We start from the raw sequence: 25,178 nt of genomic DNA on the forward strand, positions 1-25,178 counted from the left end.
GCGCCTTGCGATCCAAGCTCTTCATGGCCGCGCTCTCCGCCGTGCGATACAACCCCGACCTCAAGGCCTTCTACGAACGGCTTATCGGAAACAAAAAGACACCAAAAGGCGCACTCCTCGCCGTTGCCAGAAAGCTCGTCACCATCGCAAACGCGGTCCTCCGGCCTCAGCCCGAACCCGCCACAAACTGAGTTGATGACATCCTATCATTTTCGTGTGTCATCCCGGGTGAGCGCAGCGAGACGATGGATCTCGAGCGCCGTGCTCCGACGGCGCGGACCGTGCCGTCATGTTAACCTGAGCCCGTTGCCCTGGCCTGGACAAGGTCGCGGACCGTGGCCGAGAACTGAGCCGTGTCTCCGATCAGGCGGGGCACCTTGTGCTGGCCGCCGGCCTTGCCGCGCGCGGCCATCCAGGCGGCGAAGCGACCCGGCGGCAGCACGGTGACGCGGGGGGCGTCCAGGCCCTCCACGCGGTGGGCTTCGTAGTCCTCGTTCTCCGCCGACAGGGCGCGGTCGAAGGCGGCCCGGAACGAGTCCAGGGCGGTGGCGTCGGGTGGGGCCGCGAACTCGATCAACAGGCGGTGATGCCCGGTCTCGCCCGACCGCGCGGGCACCACCGCGCCCATGGTCCAGTCGGTCGCCTCCAGGCCGGCCGCCGCCGAGGCCCGGGCCACGGCGGCTTCCACTTCGGCGGCGATCAGGTGTTCGCCGAACGCGGACAGGCTCCAACTCGTGCGGCCGGTGACCAGCAGGCGGGGCGGGTCCGTCTCCAGCAGCCGCACCGTGTCGCCCAGCACATAGCCCCACTGCCCGCCGCAGGAGCTGAGGACGAGGGCATACGCCCGCCCCGTCTCGGCGGTGGCGAGCCAGTGGCGGCGCGGCGTGGGGCTGTCCAGGTCCTCGACCGGCACGAACTCGAAGAACAGACCCGCATCGGCCATCATGCGCAGGCCCTCGCCGGGACCGCGATCCTGCACGGCGATGAAGCCTTCCGAGGCCGGATAGACCTCGGCGCATTCCGCCCGGCTGCCGGCCAGCAGGTCGTTGAACCGGCTCCGGTAGGGCGCGAACGAGACCCCGCCGTGAACGAACACCTCCAGGTTCGGGAACACGGCGCCCAAGGTCCCGGCTCCGGTGGCCTCCATCAGGCGCTCGGCCAGCACCAGCACCCAGGACGGCGTGCCCGACAACAGGCGGATGTCTCGGCCGGGCAGATCGGCCGTCAGACGGTCCAGCTTCTCCGGCCAGTCGGGAATCAGGGCAATGTCCGGCGGCGGATAGTTCAGCGGCCGGGCGAACCAGGGCATTTCGGCCGCCGCGATGCCGGACATGTCGCCGCAGCGCACGCCGGGCGCCAATTCTGTCAGGTCCGTGGAGCCGCCCAGCATCATGTTCGGGCCGCCCCAGACGCGGCTGTCCGGCCGCCGACGCAGGTGGAAGCCCATCAGGTCGCGGGCGGCGGCCCGGTTGTTGGCGAGCAGGGGGCGGGTGACGGGCATGTGCTTGGTCCGCCCGCCGGTGGTGCCGCTGGTCACCGCGAAATAGGGCACCCGGCCCGGCCAGGAGATGTCCTCCAGCACCGGAAAGGCGGCCTGCCAGTAGGACTCCCACATATCCTCCCAGCGGCGCAGGGGCACGCGGGCCTGGAAGTCCTCGACCGAGCGGATGGCGGCGAAGTCATGGTCGCGGCCGAACCGGGTGTCCCTGGCCCGGTCCACCAGCCCCAGCAGGGTGCGCCGCTGGTCGGCCGCCGCGTCCTGCCGGTCCAGGGCGCGCAGGCGCAGGCCGGTCCACAGCCGCAGGGCGGGCGTGACGTCCAGGGCCATCGCGGCTACCGGGCCGGGGTGAGGGTGTGGCTGACGTAGGCGTTTTCGGCCACGGACTCCGGCATCAGCGGCACCTGGACCAGGGTTCCCGCGCGCCACAGGTCGAGCTGGTCGAACTGGGTGGCGCTGTTGAACCAGCCGTCCTGTCCGCCCAGCAGCACGAAGTGGTTGGCGTCCGGGTCCGCCATGTCCGAGATGTGCCGCGCCTGGGCGCCATAGCGGACGCGGTGCGGGGCAGCGGTCTCCTCGTGCGCGGACTTGAGAAGGGTTTCCTGGCTGCCGCCGGTGGGGAAGTCCCCGAAGCGGTAGCGCCCGCCCACGACGGGGATGTTGCCGAGGATGGTGGCCACGCGCAGGCGGTGGATGTCGCCCCAGACCCGATACTCGGCCAGAGGCTTCGCCGCCTCGGCGAGCGCGTGTTCTGCGGCGGCCCGAAGCGTGGCGTCGTCGGCGGCCCGCACCGCTTCCAGCACGCGCCACTTGCCGTCGCCGCCGTCCCAGTCGTCGGGGCGGTCCGCCGCCTCCCACAGGCGGGTCGCGAAGGGCACGAAAAAGGCCTGGAAGGCCAGCGCGCCCCGGCTGTCGGCGTCGTAACGGCCGTCCCACCCGGCGATCAGGTCCCACAGGGGATGGGCGGTCAGCGCACCGTCCAGGCGTGCGGCCAGGTCGTCGCGCAGGGTCAGCGCGCTCAGGCTGAAGGTGTCCGTCTGCAGCCGGGCCAGGGCCTCGACGGTCCAGGGCTCGTCACGCGTGCGCACCAGATCGGACAGTCGCTCGATCCGGTCCGGGCTGGAGAAGAACCAGCCGAGCGGGAACGGACTCGGTCCCGGCGGATTGTTGGCGGAGGCCACGAAGCCATCCGGGGGGTCGGCGATCACGGGCAGGTCCGCGGTGGTGGCGATGTCGGTCCACCAGTCGCTGACGACGCGGGCGGGCTGGACCAGACGTTCGGGGGCGGTGATGTCCCGGCGCGGGATCCGGGTCGCGGCGACCAGGCCCACGGTGCCGGAGCGGTCGGCGTACACGAAGTTCTGGGCCGACACGCCGAACGGCTCCAGGGCGGCGCGGAAGTCCTCCAGCGAGGTGGCGCGTGAGGCGTTCAGCAGCGCGGAAATCTCGTCGGTGGGCGTATGGCCGATCCAGCGCAGGGCGACCGTCTCGTCCGGGCGGAAGGGCAGCAGGGGGGCGTCCGACAGGATCGGCCCGTGCGGCGACACCCGGCTGGTCCGCGTGGTGTCGAACCAGTAGCGCACCGGGATGTCATAGGTCTCGGTCGTGATCGTGCCCGGCGGCAGCCCGGAGACATCCACCAGATCGCTGGAGGCGGCCCGCATGTTGGTGCCGCCCCAGGCGATCTCGGGCGTGCGCCCGATGGCGAACAGCGGCAGGGCGACGGGCATCAGGCCGACCACGTGCAGGCTGGGGCTCTTGACGCCGGCGATCAGCCACAGGTTGGGCTGACTGACGCCCAGGTGCGGGTCGTTGGCGATCATGGGCGCGCCGGAGGCGGTGCGGCTGCCGGCCACGGCCAGGCTGTTGGAGCCCCGACCCCAGCCCTCCAGGATTTCCAGCAGCACGGCGAGCGCCCGCTCCTGGCCGGAGGTGAGCGCGGCCGACCGCCCGACGGCGGCGGCGCTGGTCGGGGCAAGGCGGCCGTAGCCCAGTTCGCGGTCGAGCACGCGGGCGAAGTCCGGCCGGTCGCGCTGACTCAGCAGGCCGACCCACTTCAGCCAGTTGATGTCGGTCCCGGCCAGCCGCCCGATGGTGAGGATCTCTTCCGGCCGCCAGGGCTCGCGTTCCAGGCCCAGCACGGCGAAGTCATGCGGCAGGGTCTCTGTGGTCTTGAGGTAGTGGTTGATGCCGTCCGTGAAGCGCTCCAGCCAGCGGCGGCTGTCCTCGGGCATGGCGGCCAGGATGTCCGGCGCGGCCCGGCCGAAGCCGAGCGTGCGCAGGGAGTGGTCCAGGTCGAGCACGAAGGGGATCGGGCCGGCCATCTCCGCGACCCGGCCCTGACTCAGGCGGCGGGCGGTTTCCATCTGGCCCAGCCGCAGATGGGCGTGGACCAGACCCAGCACGAACGCGGCATCGGCATCCGTGGCGGCCTCGACGAACGGGATCTGGTGGGCGTCCCAATGCACCGTGACCGGCCGTTCGAGGGGCAGGTTCTCGGTCGGGAACGCGGCCAGCCGGGCGTCCAGCGTGGTCGCCTCGGGCAGCGACGTCACCAGGGCACAGGCCGAGGTGCCCAGGGCCGACAGCGCCACCAGGGGCCAGCGGACCAGGGATCTCAGGGACGCGCGGCGGCGCGGACGGCGGCGGGTGCGGGGCATGGGTGGGATCGCGGCGCAGTGGGTCCGGCCTTCGACATGGGTTGCCGCGCCGGAACGACAAGGGTTCAGGGCCGCGTGTCGTCCTGATCGGACAGGCGCGCCGCCTCCCGCCGCGCCTTGCCCAGGGCCGCGAGGCCGTCCGGGTCGCCCAGGCTCCAGACCGCGCCGCCGAACAGCCCGGTGACCACGGCCGAGACGCCGTACAGCAACGAGCAGGCCAGGGCGGTTTCGGCGGGCAGGCCGACGATCCCGAAGCCCAGGACAAGCGCGCCCTCGCGCAGGCCCCAGCCGGCGATGGACACCGGCACGGCGGCGGTCAGGATGGCGGGCGGGAACACCAGGGCGATCATCCACCACGGCGCGGCGGTGCCCAGAGCGAGGCAGTAGAGCCACACCACCGTGATGTCGATCAGGTGCGGCAGCAGCATCAGGCCCAGAACCGGCGGCATCACGCGGCGATGGGACAGCACGCGCCACGCCGAGTCCGACAGCGCCACAAGGGGGGCGGCCGCCTTGCGCCGCGCGATGGCGTTCGGCAGCAGGCGCAGGCCGAGCAGGATGAGCAGGCAGCCCAGTCCGCCCAGCACCAGCGCGAGCAGGCCGCGCGCCACCAGGGGGTCCTCGGCCTGGGTCCACAGCACGGGCAGCCCCGCGACGCACAGCAGGATCAGCCCGAGGAAGCTGAACACCCGGTCCACCACCAGCGTGCGGGTGGCCAGCCCCAGCGGCAGGCCCAGCCGCCAGCCGTTCCACAACCGCAGGGCATCGCCGCCGATGGTGGAGGGCATGGCCTGATTGCCGAACAATCCCAGCAGCGTATTGCGCCAGGCGGTGCGCAACGGCAACCGGCGGTCGTGGGCGGACAGGACGAGGCGCCAGCGCGCGGCGGCGCCCAGGGCCTGCACCTGGAGCAGGGCCAGCGCGGCCAGACCGGCCAGCGCCACGTCGCCGTCGAGCCGGGCCCACAGGGCCCCCAGGTCCAGCCCGGCCAGGATCACCCCCAGCAGTCCCAGCGAGACGGCGGCCTTCAGCCCCGTCAACAGGATGGCGCGGCGGGTCATGCGCGGCCGTGCTCCCGGGCGGCGGCCCGCCAGACGGGCAGCAGGTCCTCCCGCAGCACATCCCCCCAGGTGGGCATCGTCTCCTCGACCACGGCGCGGGCGCGGGCGCCCATCGCCCGGCAGGCGGCGGGGTCGGCCATCAGCGGGGCCAGCACCGCCGCCCAGGCCGCCGGGTCGGGATCGGAGACCAGCACGCCGTCGCGGCCGTCCTCGCGCACGAACCGGGCGCCGCCGTCGCGGGCGGAGAGCACCACGGGCAGGCCGCAGGCGCGGGCCTCCAGCACCACGTTGGGCGACACCTCGCTTTCCGACGGAAACACGAAAAGATCGGCGCTGGCGTACAGGCGGGGCAGGGCCCCCTGCGGCAGGGCGCCGGGTGTGGTGGCGTGGTCCGGCCCGAGCAGGGCGCGGACGTCGGCGCGGCGGTTGCCCTCGCCCACCACCAGCACATGCAGGGCGTGACCGGCGTCGATCAGGCGCCGGGCGGCGTGCGCCAGCGTCATCAGGCGCTTGCTGTCGTCGGCCCGCCCCACGAACAGCAGCAGCGGGCGGTTCGTCGGCACGCCCAGGTCCCGGTGCAGGGCCGCGCGGTCCCGGTGGGCGGGATGAAACCGGGTCGTGTCGATGCCCCGGCGCAGCCAGCTCACCCGGTCCGGCGGCCGCACGGCTTCCGCCATCACCCGGTCGGCGTCCTTGGAGACCAGGACCCGGTCGCAGGCGGCGAGGAAGCGGGTCACCTTGCGGTGGGCGTTGCGGCCCAGCCGGCCGGGGAGGTCCAGGTCGTCGAGCACCCGCCGGCCGAGCCAGCCGGCGCCCGTGACCCGGCTCATGATCTCGCGCGAGTACACCTTGGTGAAGGTCGGCAGGTCGGTGTGGACCGATGCGGTCAGTCCCAGGTTTCGTTTGCGCGCCACATGCCGGGCCATGGCCCCGAAGGTGAAGGTGTCCGTGGCGTGCAGCACGTCGTGCCGGGGCAGCAACCGGGCCAGCCTGCGATGATAGGGGGCCAGATCCGTGTGACCCGCCCCTTGTTCCAGCAAGGGAATCCGGTCCGTGCCGAGGGTCGGCCGCAGTGCCTGAAAGCGAACGTGCGGGGCCAGAGATCGTATACTGTCCTTCGCCCCTATGGTATACAAGGTCAGGTCCATCCTGGGGGGCTCGGCGACCGCCGCGGCCTCCGCAAACCGTTCCCAGCATTTCACGTGGCCGCCGGCCTCCGGGCCGCGCGCCAGGGTGATGAGGACGCCGACGGAGAGCGGGGAGCCGGGCGGGCGATCAGGGGCAGGCATGGAGGGCGCGAGTCCGTATCTTCAGGCGGCGGCTGGCCGGTGGGGCCCGGGTTCGGGCAGGCGGGCGGCGATCATGCCCACCGATTGGTCTGGCCGCAACTCACCGCTTCGGGTATTCAAGCGTGCGGGTCGTTCCGTGAGAGCGCATACGCTGTGACGCGGGCGTTCCGTTCCGCAGGCGGTCGGGCGGATCCATGTTGTCACCCATAATTCTTGTGCTAGTATAGAAGGTTAGAGGGTCCCTCGCGGGAACACAGCCGGGTCGGCTCGGAATACGGCGCGGCCCTAAGACGGCCGCGCGTCTTTGCCTCAATTGCCGTGTTTTTTGCGAGCTCTTCTGTTTCCAAGGTGCCGCAAGGATTGCGGGCGCTGCAACAGGATGGTTGACGATGCTGTTTATGAAGTCGCTCAACGCGAAAATTACCGCGACGGTTGTCGCGCTCGTCGCGCTCATCGCAATCATAAATATCGGGCTGGTATACTACTACTCGATCCTGGTGCAGGCGGAAACACAAGAGCTGGAAAATGACGTCCAGCGCATCATCGGGGAGAAGGACGCCTTCACGGACTCCATCGTCGATGAGGCCTTGACGATCGAAAATCGGGCCCTTGAAGCGGAACAGCAGGTCGCCGTCATCACGGCCGACGCCGAGACCATGGCGGAGCGGCGCTTCATCACCGGCAAGCACGCCGGCATCTCCGCCTCGGCGACCACCATGATCCGGGCGGCCATGATGAGCGGCGAGGCGGCGGCCGCCGAAGACATCATGTTCAACCTTTCGGAAAACCCCGACGTCCTGTCCATCAACCTGTGGCGGACGAACGGGATCGAGGCGTTCTCGGACAACTCCACCATCCGCGATGTCAACGCCGCCCTGGGCACGGACTACTTCCAGCCCCACGCGACCGAGAACCCGACCCCGATCCCCGACGAACGGCGGACCGGGCTGGAGGAAGCGCTGGCCGCGACCAGCGGCAACGCGGTCCTGCCGGGGGAGGTCGAGGACGACGAAGGCACGGTCCAGCCGGTGCTGTTCTCCTATGCCGTGCTGACCAACGACATCGAATGCCAGGGCTGCCACGGCCAGGAGGAAACCCAGCGCGGGGTGCTGGAAGTGGCGATCTCGCGGGCCGGTCTGGTGGCGCTGGAGCGCAGCGCGGCCGAGCGCATGGCCACCCTGGAGGAGAAGCAGGCGCGGGAACTGGCCGAACTGGCTGAGCGGGCGGAAGAGCAGCACGACGCGATCGTGGCGGAGTCCGCCGGCTTCACGCGCGAGATCAATGACCGGGTCGCCGCGTTGAACGTGACGCAGTCCCAGTCCAGCGCGGTGCAGTTCATCGTGAACCCGCTCGCCGCCCTGGTGGTGCTGGCGCTGATCGTGCTCATGCTCAGCCGCATGCTCAGCCGCCCGCTGCGCTCCATGACCAACACCATGGAACGGCTGGCCGACAACGACCTGACGGTGGATGTGCCGGGTCTGCAGCGCAAGGACGAGATCGGCGAGATGGCCGGCGCCGTCCAGGTGTTCAAGGACAACGGGATCAAGCTGAAGGAAATGGCGGCGGAACAGGAGGTCATGCACCGCCGCAACGCCCGCCGGGTCAAGGCGGAAATGTTCGCCCTGACCAATGCCCTGGAAGAGGAAGTCAACAGCGCCATTGCGCTCGTCAAGACCCAGGCCGACGCCATGCATGGGGCGGCGCTGGAGATGTCGCAGTCCGTCTCCCAGACGGAATCGCAGTCCGACGCGGCCTCCGGGGCCTCGCGGGAGGCGGCCGGCAGCGTGGACGCCGTGGCGGCCGCGGCCGAGGAAATGGCCAGCTCGATTTCCGAGATCAGCCGGCAGGTGTCGTCCTCCGCCGAGACCGCGCACAAGGCCATGGCCCAGGCCGAGACGACGAACGAACGGATTCAGGGGCTCAACCGCGCCGCCAACGAGATCGGCGAGGTGGTCGATCTCATCAACGACATCGCCAAGCAGACCAACCTGCTGGCCCTGAATGCGACCATCGAGGCCGCGCGCGCCGGTGAGGCCGGCAAGGGCTTCGCGGTGGTGGCGAACGAGGTCAAGACCCTCGCCAACCAGACGGCCAAGGCGACCGAGGACATCGGCACCCAGATCGCCGCCATTCAGAAGGCGACGGAAGAGGCCGTCTCGGCCATCGGGGACATCTCGCGGGTCATCAACGAGATCAACGAGATCACCACGGCCGTTTCGGCGGCGGTGGAGGAGCAGACCGCCGCCACCGGCGAGATCAGCCAGAACGCCCAGATGGCGGCGCAGAACACGCAGGTTTCCTCGGAGAACATCGAAGAGGTCCGCGCCAGCAGCGATGTGACCGGCGGCCATGCCCGCAGCGTGCAGGAGTCGGCGGAAGAGGTGCGCAACCGGGTGCGCCTGATGCAGGACGCCCTGGAAAAGATCATGCGCAGCGGCAGCGCCGAGGAGCGGCGCGCCAACATGCTGCACACGGTCAATGTCAGCGCCACGCTCGAATTCCGGGGCGGGCAGAAGACCACGTGCCTGCTGCAGGATCTGGCGATCAGCGGCGTCGGCACGCTCGACCGTCGCCTTGAGGGCGAGCGCGGCCAGGAGTTCACCACCACCATTCCCGACGTGGGGCGGTGCGCCGGCAGTATCGTGGCGCATACCGGGAGCACGACGCACATTCGGCTCGACATCAGCGAGGATCGGGCGGCCAAGTTCGAGTCCTTCATCGCCGCGCAGGCGTCCAGGACCTAGGATCTGGGCGTATGCCAGCCCTGCGGCATCCGAACCGTTTCGGTTGGCCACTGGTCTTGCGCGGCAAAAGGCCCGCGCCGTAAACTGTGCGGCGTCAATCGGTCCGCGCGGCGGGCCAGGGCGCTGAACCGGGACGGCCGGTCTGTGACACGGATGGGGGCGAGCCCGCCTCTCGGGATCCCTCGGTCGCTCCGCTCCCTCAGGATGCCTCCCTTTTGAGAGACGTCGTCATCCTGAGCGCCCGACGGGCGCGAAGGACCTCCTGAGGAGGCACGCACCGTGACACCCCCGTTCTCCGGAGTCGGAGTCCTGTCGGGTGGGCCCGCATGCCGGGCCTTCAGGAGCGCCGGGCACCGCGCGCGGCGTCCGTGTGTGTGGGCGGACGGGTGTCGTGCCGCCGCGCCGGTGCCCCAGCCTCTGTCGGCGGGGCCGAGACCACCGGCGATGGGGTGAGGGCGAGACCATGGATCTGACGGGCCTCCTTGAAATGTTTGGCGACTCGGGCACCATCGTTGGCGGTGGGCTGCTGATCGGCATGCTGTTCGGGGCCTTCGCCCAGCGCAGCCGGTTCTGCCTGCGCGCGGCGGTGATCGAGTTCGCGCGCGGCTCGGTCGGACCCAAGATGGCGCTGTGGCTGATCGCCTTCTCCGCCGCCGTCCTGGGCACCCAGGCGATGATCCAGGCGGAGATCCTGGATGTCTCCGCGTCCCGGCAACTGGGCTCGGCCGGCAGCCTGTCCGGCGCCATCATCGGCGGGTTGATGTTCGGCGTGGGCATGATCCTGACCCGGGGATGTTCCAGCCGCCTGCTGGTGCTGTCGGCGAGCGGCAACCTGCGCGCCCTGCTGTCGGGCCTGATCTTCGCCGTGACGGCCCAGGCGTCCCTGCGCGGCGTGCTGGCGCCGGTGCGCGACGATCTGGCCGGGCTTTGGGTGGTGGATGCCCCCTCGGTTCTCAATGCGCTGACGGTCCTCGGCCTGGACGCCGAGGCCGGCCTGATGATCGCCCTCGGCCTGATGGGCGTGGCGATCTACTTCGCCGCGCGCAACCACCTGTCCGCCTGGGCCTGGGCGGGCGGTCTGGGCGTGGGCGCCATGATCGCCGTGGGCTGGCTGTTCACCTACAGCCTGTCCTATCAGGCGTGGGATCCGGTCCAGGTGGCAAGCCTCAGCTTTACAGGGCCTTCGGCGGATACTCTCATGCTGTTTCTCAGCCCCATCGGGTCCGCCGTGGACTTCGACAACGGGCTGGTGCCCGGCGTTTTCCTGGGGGCGTTCCTGGCTGCGCTGGTCTGCCGCGACCTGAAGCTGGAGGGCTTCACGGGCGGCTATGCCATGCGCCGCTACATCGTCGGCGCCACCTTCATGGGCTTCGGCGGCATGCTGGCCGGCGGCTGTGCGGTGGGCGCGGGGGTGACCGGCGGCGCGGTGTTCGCCCTGACGGCCTGGACCGCGCTGTTCTTCATGTGGATCGGCGCGGCCGTGGCGGATCTGGTTGTGGATCGGCTGGGGCTGGTGTTCCGCGATGACGCGGCGGCGGGCGAAAACGCGCTGGCCAATGCGATGGCGCGGCGCGGCTGGCGCTTCCTGCCGGTGTGGCTGCGCCCCGCGCGGGCGCGGACGACGGAGTCGGACGCCGACGGCGGTGACTCGGTGTCGCCCGAGGCCGTGGCGGCCGAACTGGGCCGGCCGGCGCGGGCGCCCGGGGTGTCCGCCGAAGCGTCCGGCAAGGCGGACGACGCCGCGCTGGCGTCCTGAGCGGATCAGCGGTCCCGGCACCTCGGACCGGACTGGTCCACCAGGATGAGCCCTTCGACGGGATAGCCCAGGTCGCGCGCCTGCCGCATCAGGGCGGTGCGGGTCTCCCGGTCCATGGTGGGTGTGCGCGACAGGATCCACAGGAAACCGCGCGTCGGCCCGCCCGTCATCGCCCAGTCATAGCCGTCGCGGTCCAGCGCCAGCACGTGCAGCCCGCCCGGGATCGGCGACGTCAGGGTGACGGCGAAGCTGCCCACGTCCGGCCCCTCGCGCAGGCGGGCGGTGCCCTCGATGGTTTCCCAGGTGCAGACCTCCGGGTCCCAGGCCCGGTTGAACACGGCCACGGTGCCGTCGTCGCGGAGCTGATAGGTGGCCCGCACGTTGGTCATGCCCTCTTCAAAGGGATGGTCGAGGCGCATGATCTCGTACCAGGTGCCGGTGAACCGTTCGGGCTCGAACCCGCGCACGGGTTCTACACCCTCGGGCAGGCCGGTGCAGGCGGGCAGACCGGCCAGCAGGGATAAGGCGGCGAGGGCGCGACGGATCATGGCGGCGGGTCTCCGGGCAAGCGGCGGCGGGGCTTACACCCGGCCGGGATCGGACAGAAGATCGGGCAGGTCGGCCAGGCTGTCCAGTTCCGCCATCGGCGCGCCCGGCAGGCGCTCGCCGGGGGCGTTGGCCCGGTTGACCCACAGGGTGCGGAACCCGAACGAGGCCGCGCCCGCCACGTCCCATCCGTTGGACGAGACGAACGCCAGCCGGTCCGCCGCCACCCCGAACCGCGTGCAGCCGAGCTGATAGGCCGCCGGGGCCGGCTTGTAGATGCCCACGGCGTCCACCGACAACACGTCGTCCAGCAGCCCCCCGATGCCCGCGCTGGCGATGGCCGACGCCAGCATGTCCGGCGAACCGTTGGACAGGATCGCGGTGCCGATGCCGCGCGCGCGCAGGGCGGCCAGCACGGTCGGCACCTCGTCATAGGCGTCCAGCGTCATGTAAAGGTCCATCAGGCGGTCCGGCAGCCCCGGGGCCGGCACCTGACCGAGCGCGGCGAAGGCGAAGTCCAGCGCCTCGGCGGTGACGGTCCGGAAGTCCGCATAGCGGCCGATCAGGCTGCGCAACCACGTGTATTCGATCTGGCGCATGCGCCACACCTCGGCCAGACGCTCCCACGAGGGACCGATGTCCTCCCGCAGGTGGCGGGCGGCCGACGTGACGTCGAACAGGGTGCCGTAGGCGTCGAACAGGCAGGCGGTGACGGGCGGGGACGAAGCGGTCTTAGACACGATGGCGGGTCCTTCGGGGCGGGCACCGGCGCGGCGCTACCGTTTACCGTTGCAGGTCGCGACTCAGCGCATCGGCGGCGGGCGTCTCCCCCAGACGGTGGCGGTAGACCTGCGTGCCCTCCAGCACCCGCTGCACGTAGTTGCGGGTTTCCGAGAACGGGATCTTCTCGATCCAGTCCACCACCTCTTCGGGCGACATGCGCCGGGGGTCGCCGTTTACCCGCATCCATCGGACGGAGCGGTGCGGCCCCGCATTATAGCCCGCGATGGCCAGGACATAGGAGCCCCGGAAGTCCTCCAGCAGCGAGGCGAAGTAGGCCGTGCCCAGCCGCGCGTTGTGGGCCGGGTCCGTGGTCAGGCGGATGTTGGACGAGGACTCGCCCAGGGTCTGGGCCACGTGCTGGGCGGTGCGGGGCATCAGTTGCATGAGCCCGCGCGCCCCGGCGCGGCTGACGGCCTGGGTGTTGAAATTGCTTTCCTGCCGGATCAGCGAGAGCATGAGCGCCGGTTCCGGCCGGGGCCCGGTCCCGGGGCTCTGGCGCAGGGTGGCGAGCACCTCGGGCGGGACCGGATAGCCCGTCACGGGCAGCATGGTCCCGGCCAGGGCCGCGCGGCGGGCGAAGAACACGGCCAGATCGGGCCGGTCGGTCTCGCTGAGATCGTCCGCCACCAGCACGCGGAAGCCGGGCGTGGCGGCCTCGTCGTTGAGCGCGAGGGCGAAGGGCAAGGCCCAGTCGGTGCGGCCCGCCTCGGTCAGCAGGCGCAGGGCCTGCACCCGGTCGTCGGTGGCAAAGCGGGCGCGGTCGGCGTCGGTGATGGTGGGCCGAGTCTCCAGATGGTCGGCGAGGCGCTCGCCCAGGGCCTCGATGGCGAGCTGGCCGTAGAAGGTCTCGGCGTGGACGGCGGCCTGTTCGTACCAGCGTCGCGCGGGCTCCACCCGGCCCGCCGCGGCCGCCGCCCGCCCCGCCCAGTAGGCCGCGCGGGACAGGCTCTGCGGATAGGACACGCCGGCGTGCATGGTCTCGAAGTGGGGCAGGGCGCGGGCCGGATCGCGCAGGAAGCGGAGCATGATCCACCCGGCCATCCACTCGCCCGTGGCGAAGCCGATGCCGCTGTCCTGGCCATGGTTGGCGAAGATCGCGTAGGCGCGGGACACGTGGCCGCGTTCCAGGGCCTCGCGGCCGATGCGCGCGCGCAGCCTGTCCCAGGCTTGCGGTCGCCCCTGGTTGGCCGACGGATGGGTCAACAGGGACACGGAGCGCTCGAACAGGTCCCGATCCCAGCGCCACACGAGCCGGTCATACACCAACCCCGGGTCGTCGCTCAGGCCGGACGGAACCGCGTCGATGGCGGCGTCCACGCCGCCGGCGTTGGTCATCAGGCGGATGCGCGCCCGGGCCAACGCCTGATGGCCGGGATCCACCAGCGGGATCAGCCGCTCGGCCTCCGAGATCGCTTCGTCCCACAGCAGTTCGGACAGGCGGGCCTCGTGGTCCCGGGGCCGGATGACGCTCTCGAAGCGGCGCAGGAAGGCGGTCGCCTCGGGGCGCGAGAAACGGCCGTTCACCCACGCGCGGCGGGCCGCCTCGGTGGACTCGGCCGAGCGTCCGGCGGCGCGCAGGGCCTGGGCGTGGGCCACCATGCCGTCGGTGGTCAGGGGCGGATAGGTCTCGAACCAGGCGACGACCCGCGCGGGCGGTTCGTGGCCGGTGATGGCGCGCTCGGCCGACCGCCGCAGGGCGTGGGTGTGCGGCCAGTCCGGGTGCGCTTGCAGGAACTGCGCGATGGTCTCGAAGCTGCCCAGCCCTTCCTTCAGCACCGCCCACTGGATGATGGTGCGCGCCACCGGATCGGTCAGGCGGCCCGAATGGGCCAGGGCGACATCGAATGCGCGCTCGTCCAGCGCATCCAGCGCCTGGCCCAGGGCGCCGGCGCGCGGGATCGGCTCGGCCCGGACCGGCATGGCGGCGATCAGCGCGCACAGGGCCGCGACCACCAGCGCCAGGAAGGCAGGCAGGCGGCCGGGTGCGGGGCGTTCGAGGGTCGGGGTCAGGATCGGGACCATGGCACGGCTCCTTCAAACGACCGGGACAGGCGAACGACCGGACCGCATCGGCGACAAACAGGGGATGGGGCCGGGGCGGATGGGGCCGACACGCGCATCCTGAGGGCCCCGGAGCGCGAGAGCAAGGGGGCAGGCGCGGGTGTCACACAGTTGACCGGGTTCATGCGGATCGGGGCCAGCCTCTTGTCCATGCCCCCATGTGTGTTACAAGGAAGCGTCCCGCCGCGGGGGTCCGTTGACCGTCCGGTCGCGCACCGCCTCGTCCCGTGGCGGGACCACCCGTTCGGCCCCAGGCGCCACCGGCTTGGGGCCCCGTCTTCCTTTTCTCCGACGAAACACAGAGAGACCGGATCATGGTCATGTTCCAGGGGTCTATGGCGGCCCTCGTTACGCCCTTCACGGCCTCGGGCGCCGTGGATGAGCGCGCCTATCAGGATTTCGTGGACTGGCAGATCTCCGAAGGGACCGAGGGTGTGATTCCCGTCGGCACCACCGGGGAATCGCCCACGCTGACCCACGACGAGCACAAACGGGTGGTGGAACTGTGCGTCGAGGCGGCCGGCAAACGCGTGCCGGTGATTGCGGGCACCGGGTCGAACTCGACCCACGAGGCCATCGACTTTTCCCGCCACGCCAAGGCGGCCGGGGCCGATGCCGCGCTGGTGGTGACCCCGTACTACAACAAGCCGACCCAGGAAGGCCTGTACCAGCACTTTAAGGCCATCCACGACGCCGTGGACCTGCCCATCGTCATCTACAACATCCCCGGCCGTTGCGTCGTGGACATGACGGTGCAGACCATGGCCCGGCTGGCCGAACTGCCCAACATCGTCGGCGTCAAGGACGCGACCAACGATCTGGCCCGGCCGCTGGCGACCCGGCTGGCCATCGGCAAGGATTTCAGCATGCTGTCGGGCGAGGACGCCACGGTTGCGGCGTTCCTGGCCCAGGGCGGGCACGGCTGCATCTCGGTCACGGCCAACGTGGCCCCGGCCCTGTGCGCGCAACTGCACAAGGCCTGGCGGGACGGCGACATGGCCACGTTCACCGATGTGCGCGACCGGCTGATGCCGCTGCACGCCGCCCTGTTCGTCGAGACCAGCCCGGGGCCGGTGAAGGTCGGCGTCTCGCTTCTCGGGAAATGCTCTCCGGCGACGCGCCTGCCCATGGTGCCGGTCGCGGAATCCTCCCGGGTGGTGGTCGAGGCCGCCATGAAACAGGCCGGGTTGTTGACCTGATCCTGTTTTTTTCCTGCCCCGGAGCCGGTCCCCGGGTCCCTTGCGCGGACCCGGGGCCGTGCCCCATATGGACCCGACCATGGCCAAACCGAAAGACAGAAAGGGTGGCGGACTGATCTCCACCGGGCGCGTGGCCGAGAACCGGCGCGCCCGGCACGACTACGCCATCCAGGAAACCTTCGAGGCCGGGATCGTGCTGCAGGGCACCGAGGTCAAATCGCTGCGGCAGGGCCGCGCCAACCTGTCGGAGTCCTATGCGGGCGGCAAGGACGACGAGCTGTACCTGTTCAACCTGCATGTTCCCGAATACGGCAACGCCCGGCACTTCAGCCACGAGACGCGCCGGCCCCGCAAGCTGCTCATGCGCAAGCGCGAAATCCAGAAGCTGCTGGGCGCGGTCAGCCGAAAGGGCATGACCCTGGTGCCGCTGTCGCTGTACTTCAACGCGCGCGGGCTGGCCAAGGTGTCGATCGGGCTGGGCCAGGGCAAGCGCACCGTGGACAAGCGCGAGACGGTCAAGCAGCGCGACTGGAACCGCCAGAAGCAGCGCCTGTTGCGCGACAAGGGATAGCGGCGGGGCCGTCGGGGTAATCCGATCGGTGGTCGCCGCCGTAGAGTCGGCACTTCGGACCACCAACAGGGAGCCGCGCACCATGGCCCGTTTCTTCCGCTCGGGGCTGGGCAGCCTCGCCGCCGCCGCCGTCGCCTCCGCCAGCCTGTCCGCCGGCACACCGCAGCAGGCGGGCGCGGCATCGCCCGCCACGCCGTCGGCGCATGATTTCACCTTCACCAGCATCGACGGCGAGCCCCTGCCCATGGAGCAGTTCGCCGGCAAGGCCGTGCTGGTGGTCAACACCGCGTCCCGCTGCGGTTTCACCAAGCAGTACGACGGGCTTCAGGCGGTGTGGGAAAAGTATCGTGACCGGGGCCTTGTGGTTCTGGGCGTGCCGTCCAATGATTTCGGCAGCCAGGAGCCGGGTGACGAAGAGCAGATCAAGGAATTCTGCACCGTCAATTTCAACATCAACTTCCCCATGACCGCCAAGGAACGAGTCGTTGGCGGCGGGGCCCATCCGTTCTACACCTGGGTGCGACAGGAAGTCGGGTTCGTCGGGGCGCCGAAGTGGAATTTCCACAAGTACCTGATCGCCCCGGACGGGTCTGTGGCGGACTGGTTCTCGTCGGTGACGGGACCGCAGGCCGGCCGCCTGACCAACGCCATCGAGCGCGTGCTGCCCGACCCCGAACGCTGATCCGATCCTAGCCCTGCGCCCGGGCGGCGGCCGCGCAGGCCGCCACCACCTGCCGGAACATCGCCGGGGTCAGACGTCCGGTGTTCTGGTTGTAACGCGAACAGTGGTAGCTGTCCGCGAGCACGCGGCCGTCCGGCAGCGGGTGCATCGCGCCGTGTGTGAAGGGCAGGGTGGACAGGCGCAGACCGAGGGCGCGCAGCACCGAGTCGTGCGCCACCTTGCCCAGGGCCAGGATGACGCGCACGCTGGGCAACTGGCCTAGCTCCCCCACCAGAAAAGGCTGACACGCCCGGACTTCCGGTGTGGTCGGCTTGTTCTCGGGCGGCACGCAGCGCACGGCGTTGGTGATCCGCGCACCCGTCAGGCGCAGGCCGTCATCCACCCGCGCGGCGTAGGTGCCGTCTGCGAGGCCGTGGGCCGCCAGGGTCTCGTACAGCAGATCGCCCGCGAAATCGCCGGTGAAGGGCCGTCCGGTCCGGTTGGCGCCGCGCAGACCGGGGGCCAGACCGACCACGAGCAGGAGGGCGTCCACCGGCCCGAACGAGGGCACGGGCGCGTTGAACCAGTCCGCATGCGCGGCCGCGTTGGCCGCGCGAAAGGCGGCCAGACGCGGGCACAGCGGGCAGTCGCGGGCCGGCTGCGCCGGCCCCGCGGGGTTGGTGTCGGATGGGAAGTCCATGCCGGTCCCCGTCAGCGGGGCGTGGTATCGACGTCCTGGCTGCTGATGGTTGACCCGGACTCGGCGCCGGCGGGCGCGGCACGGCTGTCCCGGGACTCGCGCGGCTCCCTGGGTTCGCGCGGCTCGCGCGGTTCCCGCTGAACCTGACTGCGGCTGATGCTGGGCTCCAGGTCCAGAAGCTCCTGGAAGTTGTCCGCCTGCCGGCGCAGTTCATCCGCGACCATGGGCGGCTGGGATTTCACGGTGCTGACCACGGTGACGCGCAGGCCCTTGCGCTGCACGGCCTCCACCAGCCGGCGGAAGTCGCCGTCGCCCGAGAACAGCACGATATGGTCCAGATGCGGGGCCATCTCCATGACGTCGATGGCCAGTTCGATGTCCATGTTGCCCTTGCGCTTCAGGCGGCCCATGGCATCGGTGAACTCCTTGGTCGGTTTGGTGACCATGGTGTAACCGTTATAGTCGAGCCAATCGACCAAGGGGCGAATCGGAGAATACTCCTGGTCCTCCACCAGCGCCGTGTAGTAGAAGGCACGGATGAGGCGACCCTTGGCCGCAAACAACTCAAGAAGGCGCTTGTAGTCGATATCGAAACCAAGGGCTCGCGCGGCGGCGTACAGGTTCGACCCGTCGATGAACAGGCCGATCCGCTCCTGGGGGTAGAATATCATAGGGGTTGTCCTTGAATCTGAATGCTACTGGAATAGCATTGCCTACAATGCTTGCGAAATATCGGCAGGATCAGCAGGGTGGGTTGCGAAATCCCCAGTCTGCTTGCGAGACACTATGAAGTTTGTCGGGGTGGTGCAAGCAGGAAAGGTGCGTGTGTGACAACGACCGGACCCATGAGTCTGATCGCACTGGGATCGAATCTTCCGGGGCCCGGCGGGTCACCCCGCGAGACCGTGACGGCGGCCCTTGAGGCCCTGCCGGCGCAGGGGATCCGGGTTGTGGCCTGCTCGGCATGGTATCGCAGCGCGCCGGTGCCGCCCTCGGACCAGCCGTGGTTCGTCAACGGCGTGGCCCGGGTGGCCGGGCCGCCGGACCTGACGCCCGCCGATCTGCTGGCGCGCCTGCATGCGGTCGAAGCGGCGTTCGGCCGCCGCCGCGACGGCACCCGCAACGCCGCGCGGACGCTGGACCTGGACCTGCTGGATGTCGAAGGACGGGTGCTGCGCGAGGGTGCTCCGCTGTTGCCCCATCCCCGCCTGACCGAGCGGGCCTTCGTCCTGCTGCCGCTGGCCGATGTGGCCCCGGACTGGCGCCACCCCGTCACGGGCCGGTCGGTCTCGGCCCTGATCGCCGATCTCGGCCCCCTGACGGGCATCGAGCGCATGGCGGCGGACGGGAAGGCCCCGGCTAGCTGACCGTGACCGGCTCCCGCACCTGGGTTTCCAGCGCGAGGTCGATCAGCCGCAGCAGCACGTCCGGTTCCTGGGCGCCCGCCACGGCATAGGACCCGCTGAACACGAAGCTTGGCACGCCGTTGATGCCCATGCTGTGGGCGCGGGCGTTGGCGGTCAGCACGTCGGTGAAGCCGTCGGGGCGGGCGAACTCGGCCTGCACGCGCGCCATGGGAAGGCCGACCGACTCCGCGATGTCGTCCAGCACCGCCCGGTCGCCGATGTCGCGGCCCTCCTCGAAGAAGGCGCGGAAGATGGCGTCCAGGGTCTCGTCCGTGCGGTCGCACTCGGTGGCGACGCGCAGCAGGCGGTGACTGCCGACGGAGTTGGGCATGCGGCGGATGGCCGAGAAGTTGAAGCGCGCCCCGGTGCCCTGCGAGGCCATGGACACGGCCTCCAGCACGCGGCGGGCGCGGTGCGTGCCGCCGAACTTGCGGGCCAGATAGACGGCGCGATCAATCCCGCCCACCGGCATGTCGGGATTGAGCAGGAACGGATGGTAGCGCAAGTCCAGGGGCACGCCCGGGCGGCGCGCCAGGGCCTGCGTCAGACGGCGCTTGCCCACGAAGCACCACGGGCACACCGTATCGAACATGACGTCAATGCGCATGACCGACGACCCGGTCAGAGGGACAGCGTTTCACCAAAAACGCTCTGGCCGCCGCCTTCGTTCCCGATGCGGCGGCCTCACGCGCAGGGTACCGCGACACCGGGGGCGGGGGGAACACCGTTTGTTCAGGGCAGTGTCCACGCCGCCGGTCCGGTGCCGCCCGGATCGTCAGCAGCCCCGCATCAGACGCGCGGCTTCCACGGCGGCATAGGTGAAGATGCCGCAGGCGCCGGCGCGCTTGAACGCCAGCAGGCTTTCCAGCACGGCCGCGTCATTGTCCAGCCAGCCGTTGTCGGCGGCGGCCTTCATCATCGCGTATTCGCCGCTCACCTGATAGACGAGCGTGGGCACGGCGAAGGTCTCCTTCACGCGCCGCACGATGTCCAGATAGGGCATGCCGGGCTTGACCATCACCATGTCGGCCCCCTCGTCGAGGTCCATGGCGACCTCGCGCAAGGACTCGTCCGTGTTGGCCGGGTCCATCTGATAGGTCTTCTTGTCACCCTTCAGCGCGCCGCCGGACCCGACCGCATCGCGGAACGGGCCATAAAACGCCGAGGCGTACTTGGCGGCGTAGCTCATGATCTGGACGTGCTCGAACCCGGCGCCGTCCAGGGCGTCGCGGATGGATCCGATGCGGCCGTCCATCATGTCCGAGGGCGCGATCACGTCGGCGCCGGCGGCGGCCTGCACCAGGCTCTGCTTGAGCAGCACCGCCACCGTCTCGTCGTTCAGGATGCGGCCGTCCTTCACGATGCCGTCATGCCCGTCGCAGTTGTACGGGTCCAGGGCCACGTCGCAGAACAGGCCCACCTCGGGGTGGGCGGCCTTGAGCGCGCGGGTCGCCCGGCACATCAGGTTGTCCGGGTTGGTCGCCTCGCGCCCGTCCGAGGTCTTCAGCGACGGATCGGTCTTCGGGAACAGCGCCACCGACCGAATGCCGAGCGCGGCGGCCTCGCCGACGGCCTCGACCAGCAGGTCGATGCTCAGGCGCTCCACGCCCGGCATGGAGGCCACCTGCTCCCGCTGGCCCTCGCCATCCAGGATGAACACGGGCCAGACGAGGTCCGACGTGCTCAGATGGGTTTCCGCGACCAGTTTGCGCGACCACTCGGCGCCCCGCAGGCGCCGCGGCCGGGTCCTCGGATACCGCCCGAGGCCATTGACGACGGTCAGTCCGCTCACACCTTCTCCAATGCCTGACTCAAGTCCGCGATGATGTCGTCGGGATGTTCGATCCCGATCGACAGACGGACATAGCCCGGCGAGACCCCGGATGCAAGCTGGTCCTCCGGCGCCAATTGCGAGTGCGTCGTGGTCGCGGGATGGATGGCCAGACTGCGCGCGTCGCCGATGTTGGCGACGTGATAGAACAACTCAAGCGCTTCGATGAAGCGCCGGCCGGCCTCGGCCCCGCCCTCCAGCTCGAAGCCGACCAGGGCGCCGTAGCCGCTCTTGAACACCGAGTCGGCGCGGCGGCGCATCTCGCCGTCCTGCAGGCTGGGATGAATGGCGCGGGTGACCTTGGGGTGGTCGCGCAGGAAGCGGGCGACCAGGATGGCGTTCTCGCAATGTTGGCGCATGCGCAGCGGCAGCGTCTCCACGCCCTGGATGATCTGGAAGGCGTTGAAGGGGCTGATGGCCGCGCCCATGTCGCGCAACAGGATGACCCGCATGCGCAGGATGAAGGCGATCGGACCCAGCGGCTTGACGGCCTCGGTCCAGACCGCGCCATGGTAGCTCTGGTCGGGTGTGTTCAGCGTGGGGAAGCGGTCGCCCCAGGCCTCCCAGTCGAAGTTGCCGCCGTCCACGACCACGCCGCCGATGCTGGTGCCATGGCCGCCCATGTACTTGGTGGCCGAGTACATGACCACGGCCGCACCCAGGTCCAGCGGCTTGCAGATCACCGGCGCCGAGGTGTTGTCCACCACCAGGGGAATGCCCAGTTCGCGGCCGATGGCGGCGACCTCGGCGATGGGGAACACGTTCAGCTTCGGGTTCGGCAGCGTCTCGGCATAGAACAGGCGGGTGCGGTCGTCCACGGCGCGGCGGAACGCCTCCGGGTCGGTCGGATCGACGAAGCGGGCCTCGATGCCCATCTGTCGCATCGTGTTCGCGAACAGGTTCCAGGTGCCGCCGTAGAGATCGGTGGACGTCACGAAGTTGTCCCCGGCCTCGCACAGGTTCAGGACGCAATAGGTGCTGGCCGCCTGTCCCGACGCCAGCGCCAGGGCCGCCGCGCCGCCCTCCATGGCCGCCACCCGCTGTTCGAAGGCGTCCGCCGTCGGGTTCATGATGCGCGAGTAGATGTTCCCCAGCTCCTTCAGGGCGAACAGGTTCGCGGCATGCTCCGTGCTGTCGAACTGGTAGGACGTGGTCTGGTGGATCGGGACCGCCACGCTGTTGGTGCCGGGCGCGGCGCGGAAACCGGCGTGGACGGCCAGGGTCTCGGGATGCTTCGAGGAGATGGGCACGGAAAGCCTCCTTGGCAGGAACGGGGCGGCCTCGACGGCGGGCCGCAGCTTTGACACTTCGCAATACACATAAGTGTGCGAGAAAAGTCAAATACAACAGTGAATGTTTGTATTGTTGCGGTCGGCTATCGGCTGCGGTGCCGTCGCCAGCGGTTCCAGCGGAACAGCAGGGGGGCCAGCACGCCTTCGTAGATCCCGCCCGCGATCTGGCGGATGCCCGGCAGGGCCACCAGACGCCCCAGCCAGCGGTATCCGGGCAGGCGCTGCCAGACCTGGATGAAGGCATCCACGCCGGCGTGCAGGCGGCCTTTCCCGTCAATGGCGTACAGGCGGCGGGTGGCCGCCTCGCCCTCGATGCCGAAGATCGCCAGGCCGCCGCTGCCCTGGCTGACGTCATGCCAGCCGAGGCCGACGTCGTTGCGGTCGTCCACACCCTGGTAGTGCTCGATCTCCGTCCGGCAGATCGGGCAGGACCCGTTATAATACGTGGTCAAGCCGGTCCCCGTGGGGGTCTCGGCCTCGGCGCTGTTGCGCGATGTGTGGCGGATCGAGGTCATGCACGGGGATATGGGCACGCCCCGGTGCGGCGTGAAGAGGCCCGGTTTACCCGTTACGGCCAGCCCAGCCAGACCCAGCCGACCAGGGCGCCGGCGCCGGCCATGACCGCCAGCAGGATGTTCCGGCCCAGCGCGAAGAACACCACCAGCGCCACGGCCACCCCGCCCAGGCGGGCGGCGAGGGGGGTGCCCTCCAGGGGGCCGACCGGCAGCACCACCATGCGCGCGATCAGCGCCGCCAGAAGCCCGTGCGCCACGCAGCCGCACCAGCGCATGAACGCGCTGTCCGAGCGCAGCCGCCCCGCCAGCGTCGTGCCCAGCCAGCGCCAGCCATAGGTGACGGCGGCCCCGGTCAGGATGGCGGCGAGGGCGTCAGACATCGCCCGGATCCTCCCCGTCGGGGGCGCGGTCCGCCCGGCGCGCCGCCCGGGCGTCGATCAGGCGGTCCAGCCCGAACGCGATCGACCCGGCCGCGACGCCGCTCAGCACCAGGCCCCACTCGGGGGTCAGCAGGTGCAGCGGCGGGCCGATGGCGGCCCCGGAGGCCATGGCCAGCACGCGGGCGCGCTGGCGCAGGTCGGCCACCATCATGAGGAAGAAATAGAGCGGGGTGAGGAACACCAGACCGAGCGACACCAGCGCCGGCACGGAGTCGTGCAGGACGAACCCGGCGGCGGTGGCGCACAGCGTCACCAGCCAGATGGTGACTCCGAACCCGAACACGAACGGCGTGCGCTCGCGCACCGGCAGGCGCGGCGCCTTCTGCAGGGCCACCAGCCAGCTTGTGACCGCGATCAGGTGGGCCAGGACATAGGGCCACCAGCGCGGCGCTTCCGGGTCCCGCAGGCGACCCATGAGCACCAGGGTCATGGGCATCAGGCGGAAGTTGGTCAACGCCACGGCGGTGGCGATCAACAGCAGCGAGGCCCCGGTGTGGGCCATCTCCAGGGCCACGATCTGGCCGGGCAGGGCGAAGGCGATGCCCGTGGACAGCATCCCCATGCCCAGCGACCAGTCCACCGAGCGGACCAGCGCACCGAAGCCCACGTAGCTGGCCGCCAGCACCACGGCCGGGGCGCCCACCGCCGCGCGCGCGCCGGCGGCGAGGGCGGCCCCCCGGGAGCCGTACCCCGCCGCCTCCCCCTCCGCCGTCATGCGCCGTCGAGGAACGCGCCGTACCGCGCCGCGATCTCGGTCACGGCCGCGTCGATGAAGCGCCGGCCGTGCTCCGGCGTGGCCAGGGACGGGTCGGAGCCCATGCGGCCGTCCGGGAAGCGGGCGCGGAAGTCGCGGCAGTCGTGGAAGTCCGGGTCCACGGGGGCCAGCGGCTCCAGGGGCGCCGACTTGATGTGGTCCGGGTAGACGGCCTGGGTCACGGCCACCTCGCTGGGCGTGGCATGATAGCCTTCGCGGTCGCCGAACAGCTCGTTCTGGAGCGCGGCCACGCCCGGCATGGTGAACCAGTTGCACAGGGCGTAGCGCACCTTGGGCGCGTCGGCGCCCTTCTCGCGGCGCAGGTCCTCGTAGACCTCGTAGAACGCGGCCTGCACGGTGGGGATGTTGCCCCCGTGGCCGTTGATGAACAGCACCGTGGTGAAGCCGTGGCCCGCCAGCGAGACCACGTAGTCCCGGATCAGGGCGATCAGCGTGGACGGCTTCAGCGTCATGCTGCCCGGGAACGCCATGTGATGATGCGCCATGCCGACGGGGATGGTCGGGCCGACCATGGTGCCGGTGCGGGCGCCGGTCTCGGCGGCGATGGCCTCGGCGGTGATGGCGTCGGTGCCGACCAGGCCGGTGGGGCCGTGCTGCTCGGTGGAGCCGATGGGCAGGATGATGGAGGAGCGCCCGGCGAGGTAGGACTCCACCTCGGGCCACGTGGACAGGTGCAGGAGCACGTTGCGATGCCTTCCGGTCAGGGGGTAATGATCGGGGCACGATGTACGGCCAACCCGCCGTGCCCGACAACCCCCCGCGTCAGAGGGCCATTCATGCCGTCCGTTCCCAGGTTTCGCCCGTTCCCCCTGTCCGCGCCGGAAGGGAAAGCCCCCGCCGGCGGCGCCGCGCCCGAGGCGGGCGCGACGGTGCCCGGCCCCCGGGAGCGGGCGGGCTACCGCTTCTGGACCCGCGACATCGTGCGCTTCCAGGACCTGGACCGGCTGGGCCACGTCAACAACGTGTCGTTCGCGATTTACCTTGAGTCCGGCCGCGTGGACTTCGTGGAGACGCTCAATCCCGGCTCCACGTCCGGGTCCGGCATCGGCTGGGTAATCGCCCGCCTGCTGCTGGATTTCGTGGCCGAGGCCCGCTATCCGGCGGATGTGGACATCGGCTCGCGCGTGCTGCACATCGGGCGCACATCCTGTGTCATCGGGCAGGGCCTGTTCATCGGCGAGCGTTGCTTCGGTGTGGCCGAGAACGTCTGTGTCTGGGCCGACACCACCCAGGGCCGCTCGCTGCCGCTGCCGGACGACGTGCGCACCGCCCTGACCGGGTACCTCGTGCCGAACGCCCCGCGTCTGTGATGCGGATCGGCGATGACCCGGACCTGCCCGGCGCATCGTCTCCGCCGCCGGGCGACGGGGCCTGATCCTGGCCGGCTCTT

Annotated in this window: 23 protein-coding genes and 1 pseudogene; 8 read left to right on the forward strand and 16 right to left on the reverse strand. The window is 70.4% G+C overall.

Annotated features, from left to right (window positions below; translation table 11 throughout):
• Positions 1-191, forward strand: a pseudogene (locus GHC57_RS19535) (IS110-like element ISEc32 family transposase); the annotation flags it as partial.
• Positions 192-292: 101 nt separating this feature from the next.
• Here the strand turns inward: GHC57_RS19535 and GHC57_RS09065 are convergent.
• From GHC57_RS09065 to GHC57_RS09080, 4 genes are all read right to left on the reverse strand, one after another.
• A complete protein-coding gene (locus GHC57_RS09065) occupies positions 293-1,828 on the reverse strand; it encodes a GH3 family acyl-acid amido synthetase (protein WP_153343372.1) in 1,536 nt (511 codons plus the stop codon).
• A gap of 5 nt (positions 1,829-1,833) precedes the next feature.
• Entirely contained in the window at positions 1,834-4,158 is a 2,325-nt protein-coding gene (locus GHC57_RS09070; protein ID WP_153343374.1) for a penicillin acylase family protein, read from the reverse strand.
• Positions 4,159-4,223: 65 nt separating this feature from the next.
• Positions 4,224-5,219 carry a lysylphosphatidylglycerol synthase transmembrane domain-containing protein gene (locus GHC57_RS09075; RefSeq protein ID WP_153343376.1) on the reverse strand — a complete coding sequence of 332 codons (996 nt, stop codon included), beginning with the start codon at positions 5,217-5,219 and terminating at the stop codon, positions 4,224-4,226.
• On the reverse strand, positions 5,216-6,259 hold the full coding sequence (locus GHC57_RS09080) for a glycosyltransferase (protein WP_170294780.1): 1,044 nt from the start codon (positions 6,257-6,259) through the stop codon (positions 5,216-5,218). Before GHC57_RS09080 ends, GHC57_RS09075 begins: the two co-directional genes overlap by 4 nt.
• Before the next feature lie 638 nt (positions 6,260-6,897).
• Here GHC57_RS09080 and GHC57_RS09085 point away from each other — a divergent pair.
• Positions 6,898-9,252, forward strand: a complete 2,355-nt coding sequence (locus tag GHC57_RS09085; protein WP_153343380.1) for a methyl-accepting chemotaxis protein — start codon at positions 6,898-6,900, stop codon at positions 9,250-9,252.
• 463 nt (positions 9,253-9,715) lie between these two features.
• Complete coding sequence (locus GHC57_RS09090) at positions 9,716-11,008, forward strand: YeeE/YedE family protein (protein WP_211369161.1); 1,293 nt, start codon at positions 9,716-9,718, stop codon at positions 11,006-11,008.
• Positions 11,009-11,013: 5 nt separating this feature from the next.
• On the opposite strand, the gene GHC57_RS09095 is transcribed toward GHC57_RS09090, so the two are convergent.
• The 3 genes from GHC57_RS09095 to GHC57_RS09105 are packed head-to-tail and all read right to left on the reverse strand — an operon-like array spanning position 11,014 to position 14,359.
• Positions 11,014-11,556 carry a lipocalin family protein gene (locus GHC57_RS09095; protein ID WP_153343382.1) on the reverse strand — a complete coding sequence of 181 codons (543 nt, stop codon included), beginning with the start codon at positions 11,554-11,556 and terminating at the stop codon, positions 11,014-11,016.
• A gap of 33 nt (positions 11,557-11,589) precedes the next feature.
• The gene (locus GHC57_RS09100; protein ID WP_170294781.1) at positions 11,590-12,294 is read right to left on the reverse strand and encodes a haloacid dehalogenase type II; all 705 of its coding nucleotides are present in this window, start codon (positions 12,292-12,294) and stop codon (positions 11,590-11,592) included.
• 43 nt (positions 12,295-12,337) lie between these two features.
• Positions 12,338-14,359, reverse strand: coding sequence for a lytic transglycosylase domain-containing protein (locus GHC57_RS09105; protein ID WP_153343384.1), 2,022 nt, complete (start codon positions 14,357-14,359; stop codon positions 12,338-12,340).
• A gap of 359 nt (positions 14,360-14,718) precedes the next feature.
• On the opposite strand from GHC57_RS09105, the gene dapA reads away from it, so the two are divergent.
• The 3 genes from dapA to GHC57_RS09120 all read left to right on the forward strand — a co-directional run bounded on the left by dapA (position 14,719) and on the right by GHC57_RS09120 (position 16,850).
• Complete coding sequence (dapA, locus tag GHC57_RS09110) at positions 14,719-15,597, forward strand: 4-hydroxy-tetrahydrodipicolinate synthase (protein WP_153343386.1); 879 nt, start codon at positions 14,719-14,721, stop codon at positions 15,595-15,597.
• Positions 15,598-15,676: 79 nt separating this feature from the next.
• Positions 15,677-16,168 (forward strand): SsrA-binding protein SmpB, encoded by a 492-nt coding sequence (gene smpB / locus GHC57_RS09115; protein WP_153343388.1) that lies wholly within the window; start codon positions 15,677-15,679, stop codon positions 16,166-16,168.
• An 82-nt stretch (positions 16,169-16,250) separates the two neighbouring features.
• Positions 16,251-16,850, forward strand: coding sequence for a glutathione peroxidase (locus GHC57_RS09120; RefSeq protein ID WP_153343390.1), 600 nt, complete (start codon positions 16,251-16,253; stop codon positions 16,848-16,850).
• Positions 16,851-16,857: 7 nt separating this feature from the next.
• Here GHC57_RS09120 and GHC57_RS09125 read toward each other — a convergent pair whose 3' ends face one another.
• Complete coding sequence (locus GHC57_RS09125) at positions 16,858-17,529, reverse strand: uracil-DNA glycosylase (protein WP_153343392.1); 672 nt, start codon at positions 17,527-17,529, stop codon at positions 16,858-16,860.
• Between the two features lie 11 nt (positions 17,530-17,540).
• Positions 17,541-18,200: a LabA-like NYN domain-containing protein gene (locus GHC57_RS09130; RefSeq protein WP_153343394.1), complete on the reverse strand. Its 660-nt coding sequence runs from the start codon at positions 18,198-18,200 to the stop codon at positions 17,541-17,543.
• Between the two features lie 174 nt (positions 18,201-18,374).
• Between GHC57_RS09130 and folK the strand changes: the two genes are divergently transcribed.
• Positions 18,375-18,896 (forward strand): 2-amino-4-hydroxy-6-hydroxymethyldihydropteridine diphosphokinase, encoded by a 522-nt coding sequence (gene folK / locus GHC57_RS09135; protein ID WP_153343396.1) that lies wholly within the window; start codon positions 18,375-18,377, stop codon positions 18,894-18,896.
• Here the strand turns inward: folK and GHC57_RS09140 are convergent.
• The 7 genes from GHC57_RS09140 to GHC57_RS09170 form a co-directional block, all read right to left on the reverse strand.
• On the reverse strand, positions 18,889-19,542 hold the full coding sequence (locus tag GHC57_RS09140) for a DsbA family oxidoreductase (RefSeq protein ID WP_153343398.1): 654 nt from the start codon (positions 19,540-19,542) through the stop codon (positions 18,889-18,891). The two genes, folK and GHC57_RS09140, sit on opposite strands and share 8 nt — an antisense overlap.
• Positions 19,543-19,710: 168 nt before the next feature.
• On the reverse strand, positions 19,711-20,727 hold the full coding sequence (hemB, locus tag GHC57_RS09145) for a porphobilinogen synthase (RefSeq protein ID WP_170294782.1): 1,017 nt from the start codon (positions 20,725-20,727) through the stop codon (positions 19,711-19,713).
• Positions 20,724-22,016 carry a PLP-dependent transferase gene (locus tag GHC57_RS09150; RefSeq protein WP_170294783.1) on the reverse strand — a complete coding sequence of 431 codons (1,293 nt, stop codon included), beginning with the start codon at positions 22,014-22,016 and terminating at the stop codon, positions 20,724-20,726. The genes hemB and GHC57_RS09150 overlap by 4 nt, the downstream gene beginning before the upstream one ends.
• A gap of 125 nt (positions 22,017-22,141) precedes the next feature.
• On the reverse strand, positions 22,142-22,573 hold the full coding sequence (locus tag GHC57_RS09155) for a thiol-disulfide oxidoreductase DCC family protein (protein WP_153343400.1): 432 nt from the start codon (positions 22,571-22,573) through the stop codon (positions 22,142-22,144).
• Positions 22,574-22,626: 53 nt separating this feature from the next.
• Positions 22,627-22,953 (reverse strand): AzlD domain-containing protein, encoded by a 327-nt coding sequence (locus tag GHC57_RS09160; RefSeq protein WP_153343401.1) that lies wholly within the window; start codon positions 22,951-22,953, stop codon positions 22,627-22,629.
• Entirely contained in the window at positions 22,946-23,728 is a 783-nt protein-coding gene (locus tag GHC57_RS09165) for an AzlC family ABC transporter permease (RefSeq protein ID WP_153343403.1), read from the reverse strand. Before GHC57_RS09165 ends, GHC57_RS09160 begins: the two co-directional genes overlap by 8 nt.
• Positions 23,725-24,471, reverse strand: coding sequence for a creatininase family protein (locus GHC57_RS09170; RefSeq protein WP_170294784.1), 747 nt, complete (start codon positions 24,469-24,471; stop codon positions 23,725-23,727). The genes GHC57_RS09165 and GHC57_RS09170 overlap by 4 nt, the downstream gene beginning before the upstream one ends.
• A gap of 93 nt (positions 24,472-24,564) precedes the next feature.
• On the opposite strand from GHC57_RS09170, the gene GHC57_RS09175 reads away from it, so the two are divergent.
• Entirely contained in the window at positions 24,565-25,098 is a 534-nt protein-coding gene (locus GHC57_RS09175) for an acyl-CoA thioesterase (protein ID WP_170294785.1), read from the forward strand.
• Positions 25,099-25,178 lie beyond the last annotated feature (80 nt).

The sequence above is a fragment of the Roseospira navarrensis genome, assembly GCF_009601025.1.
Classification (GTDB): Bacteria; Pseudomonadota; Alphaproteobacteria; order Rhodospirillales; family Rhodospirillaceae; genus Rhodospira; species Rhodospira navarrensis.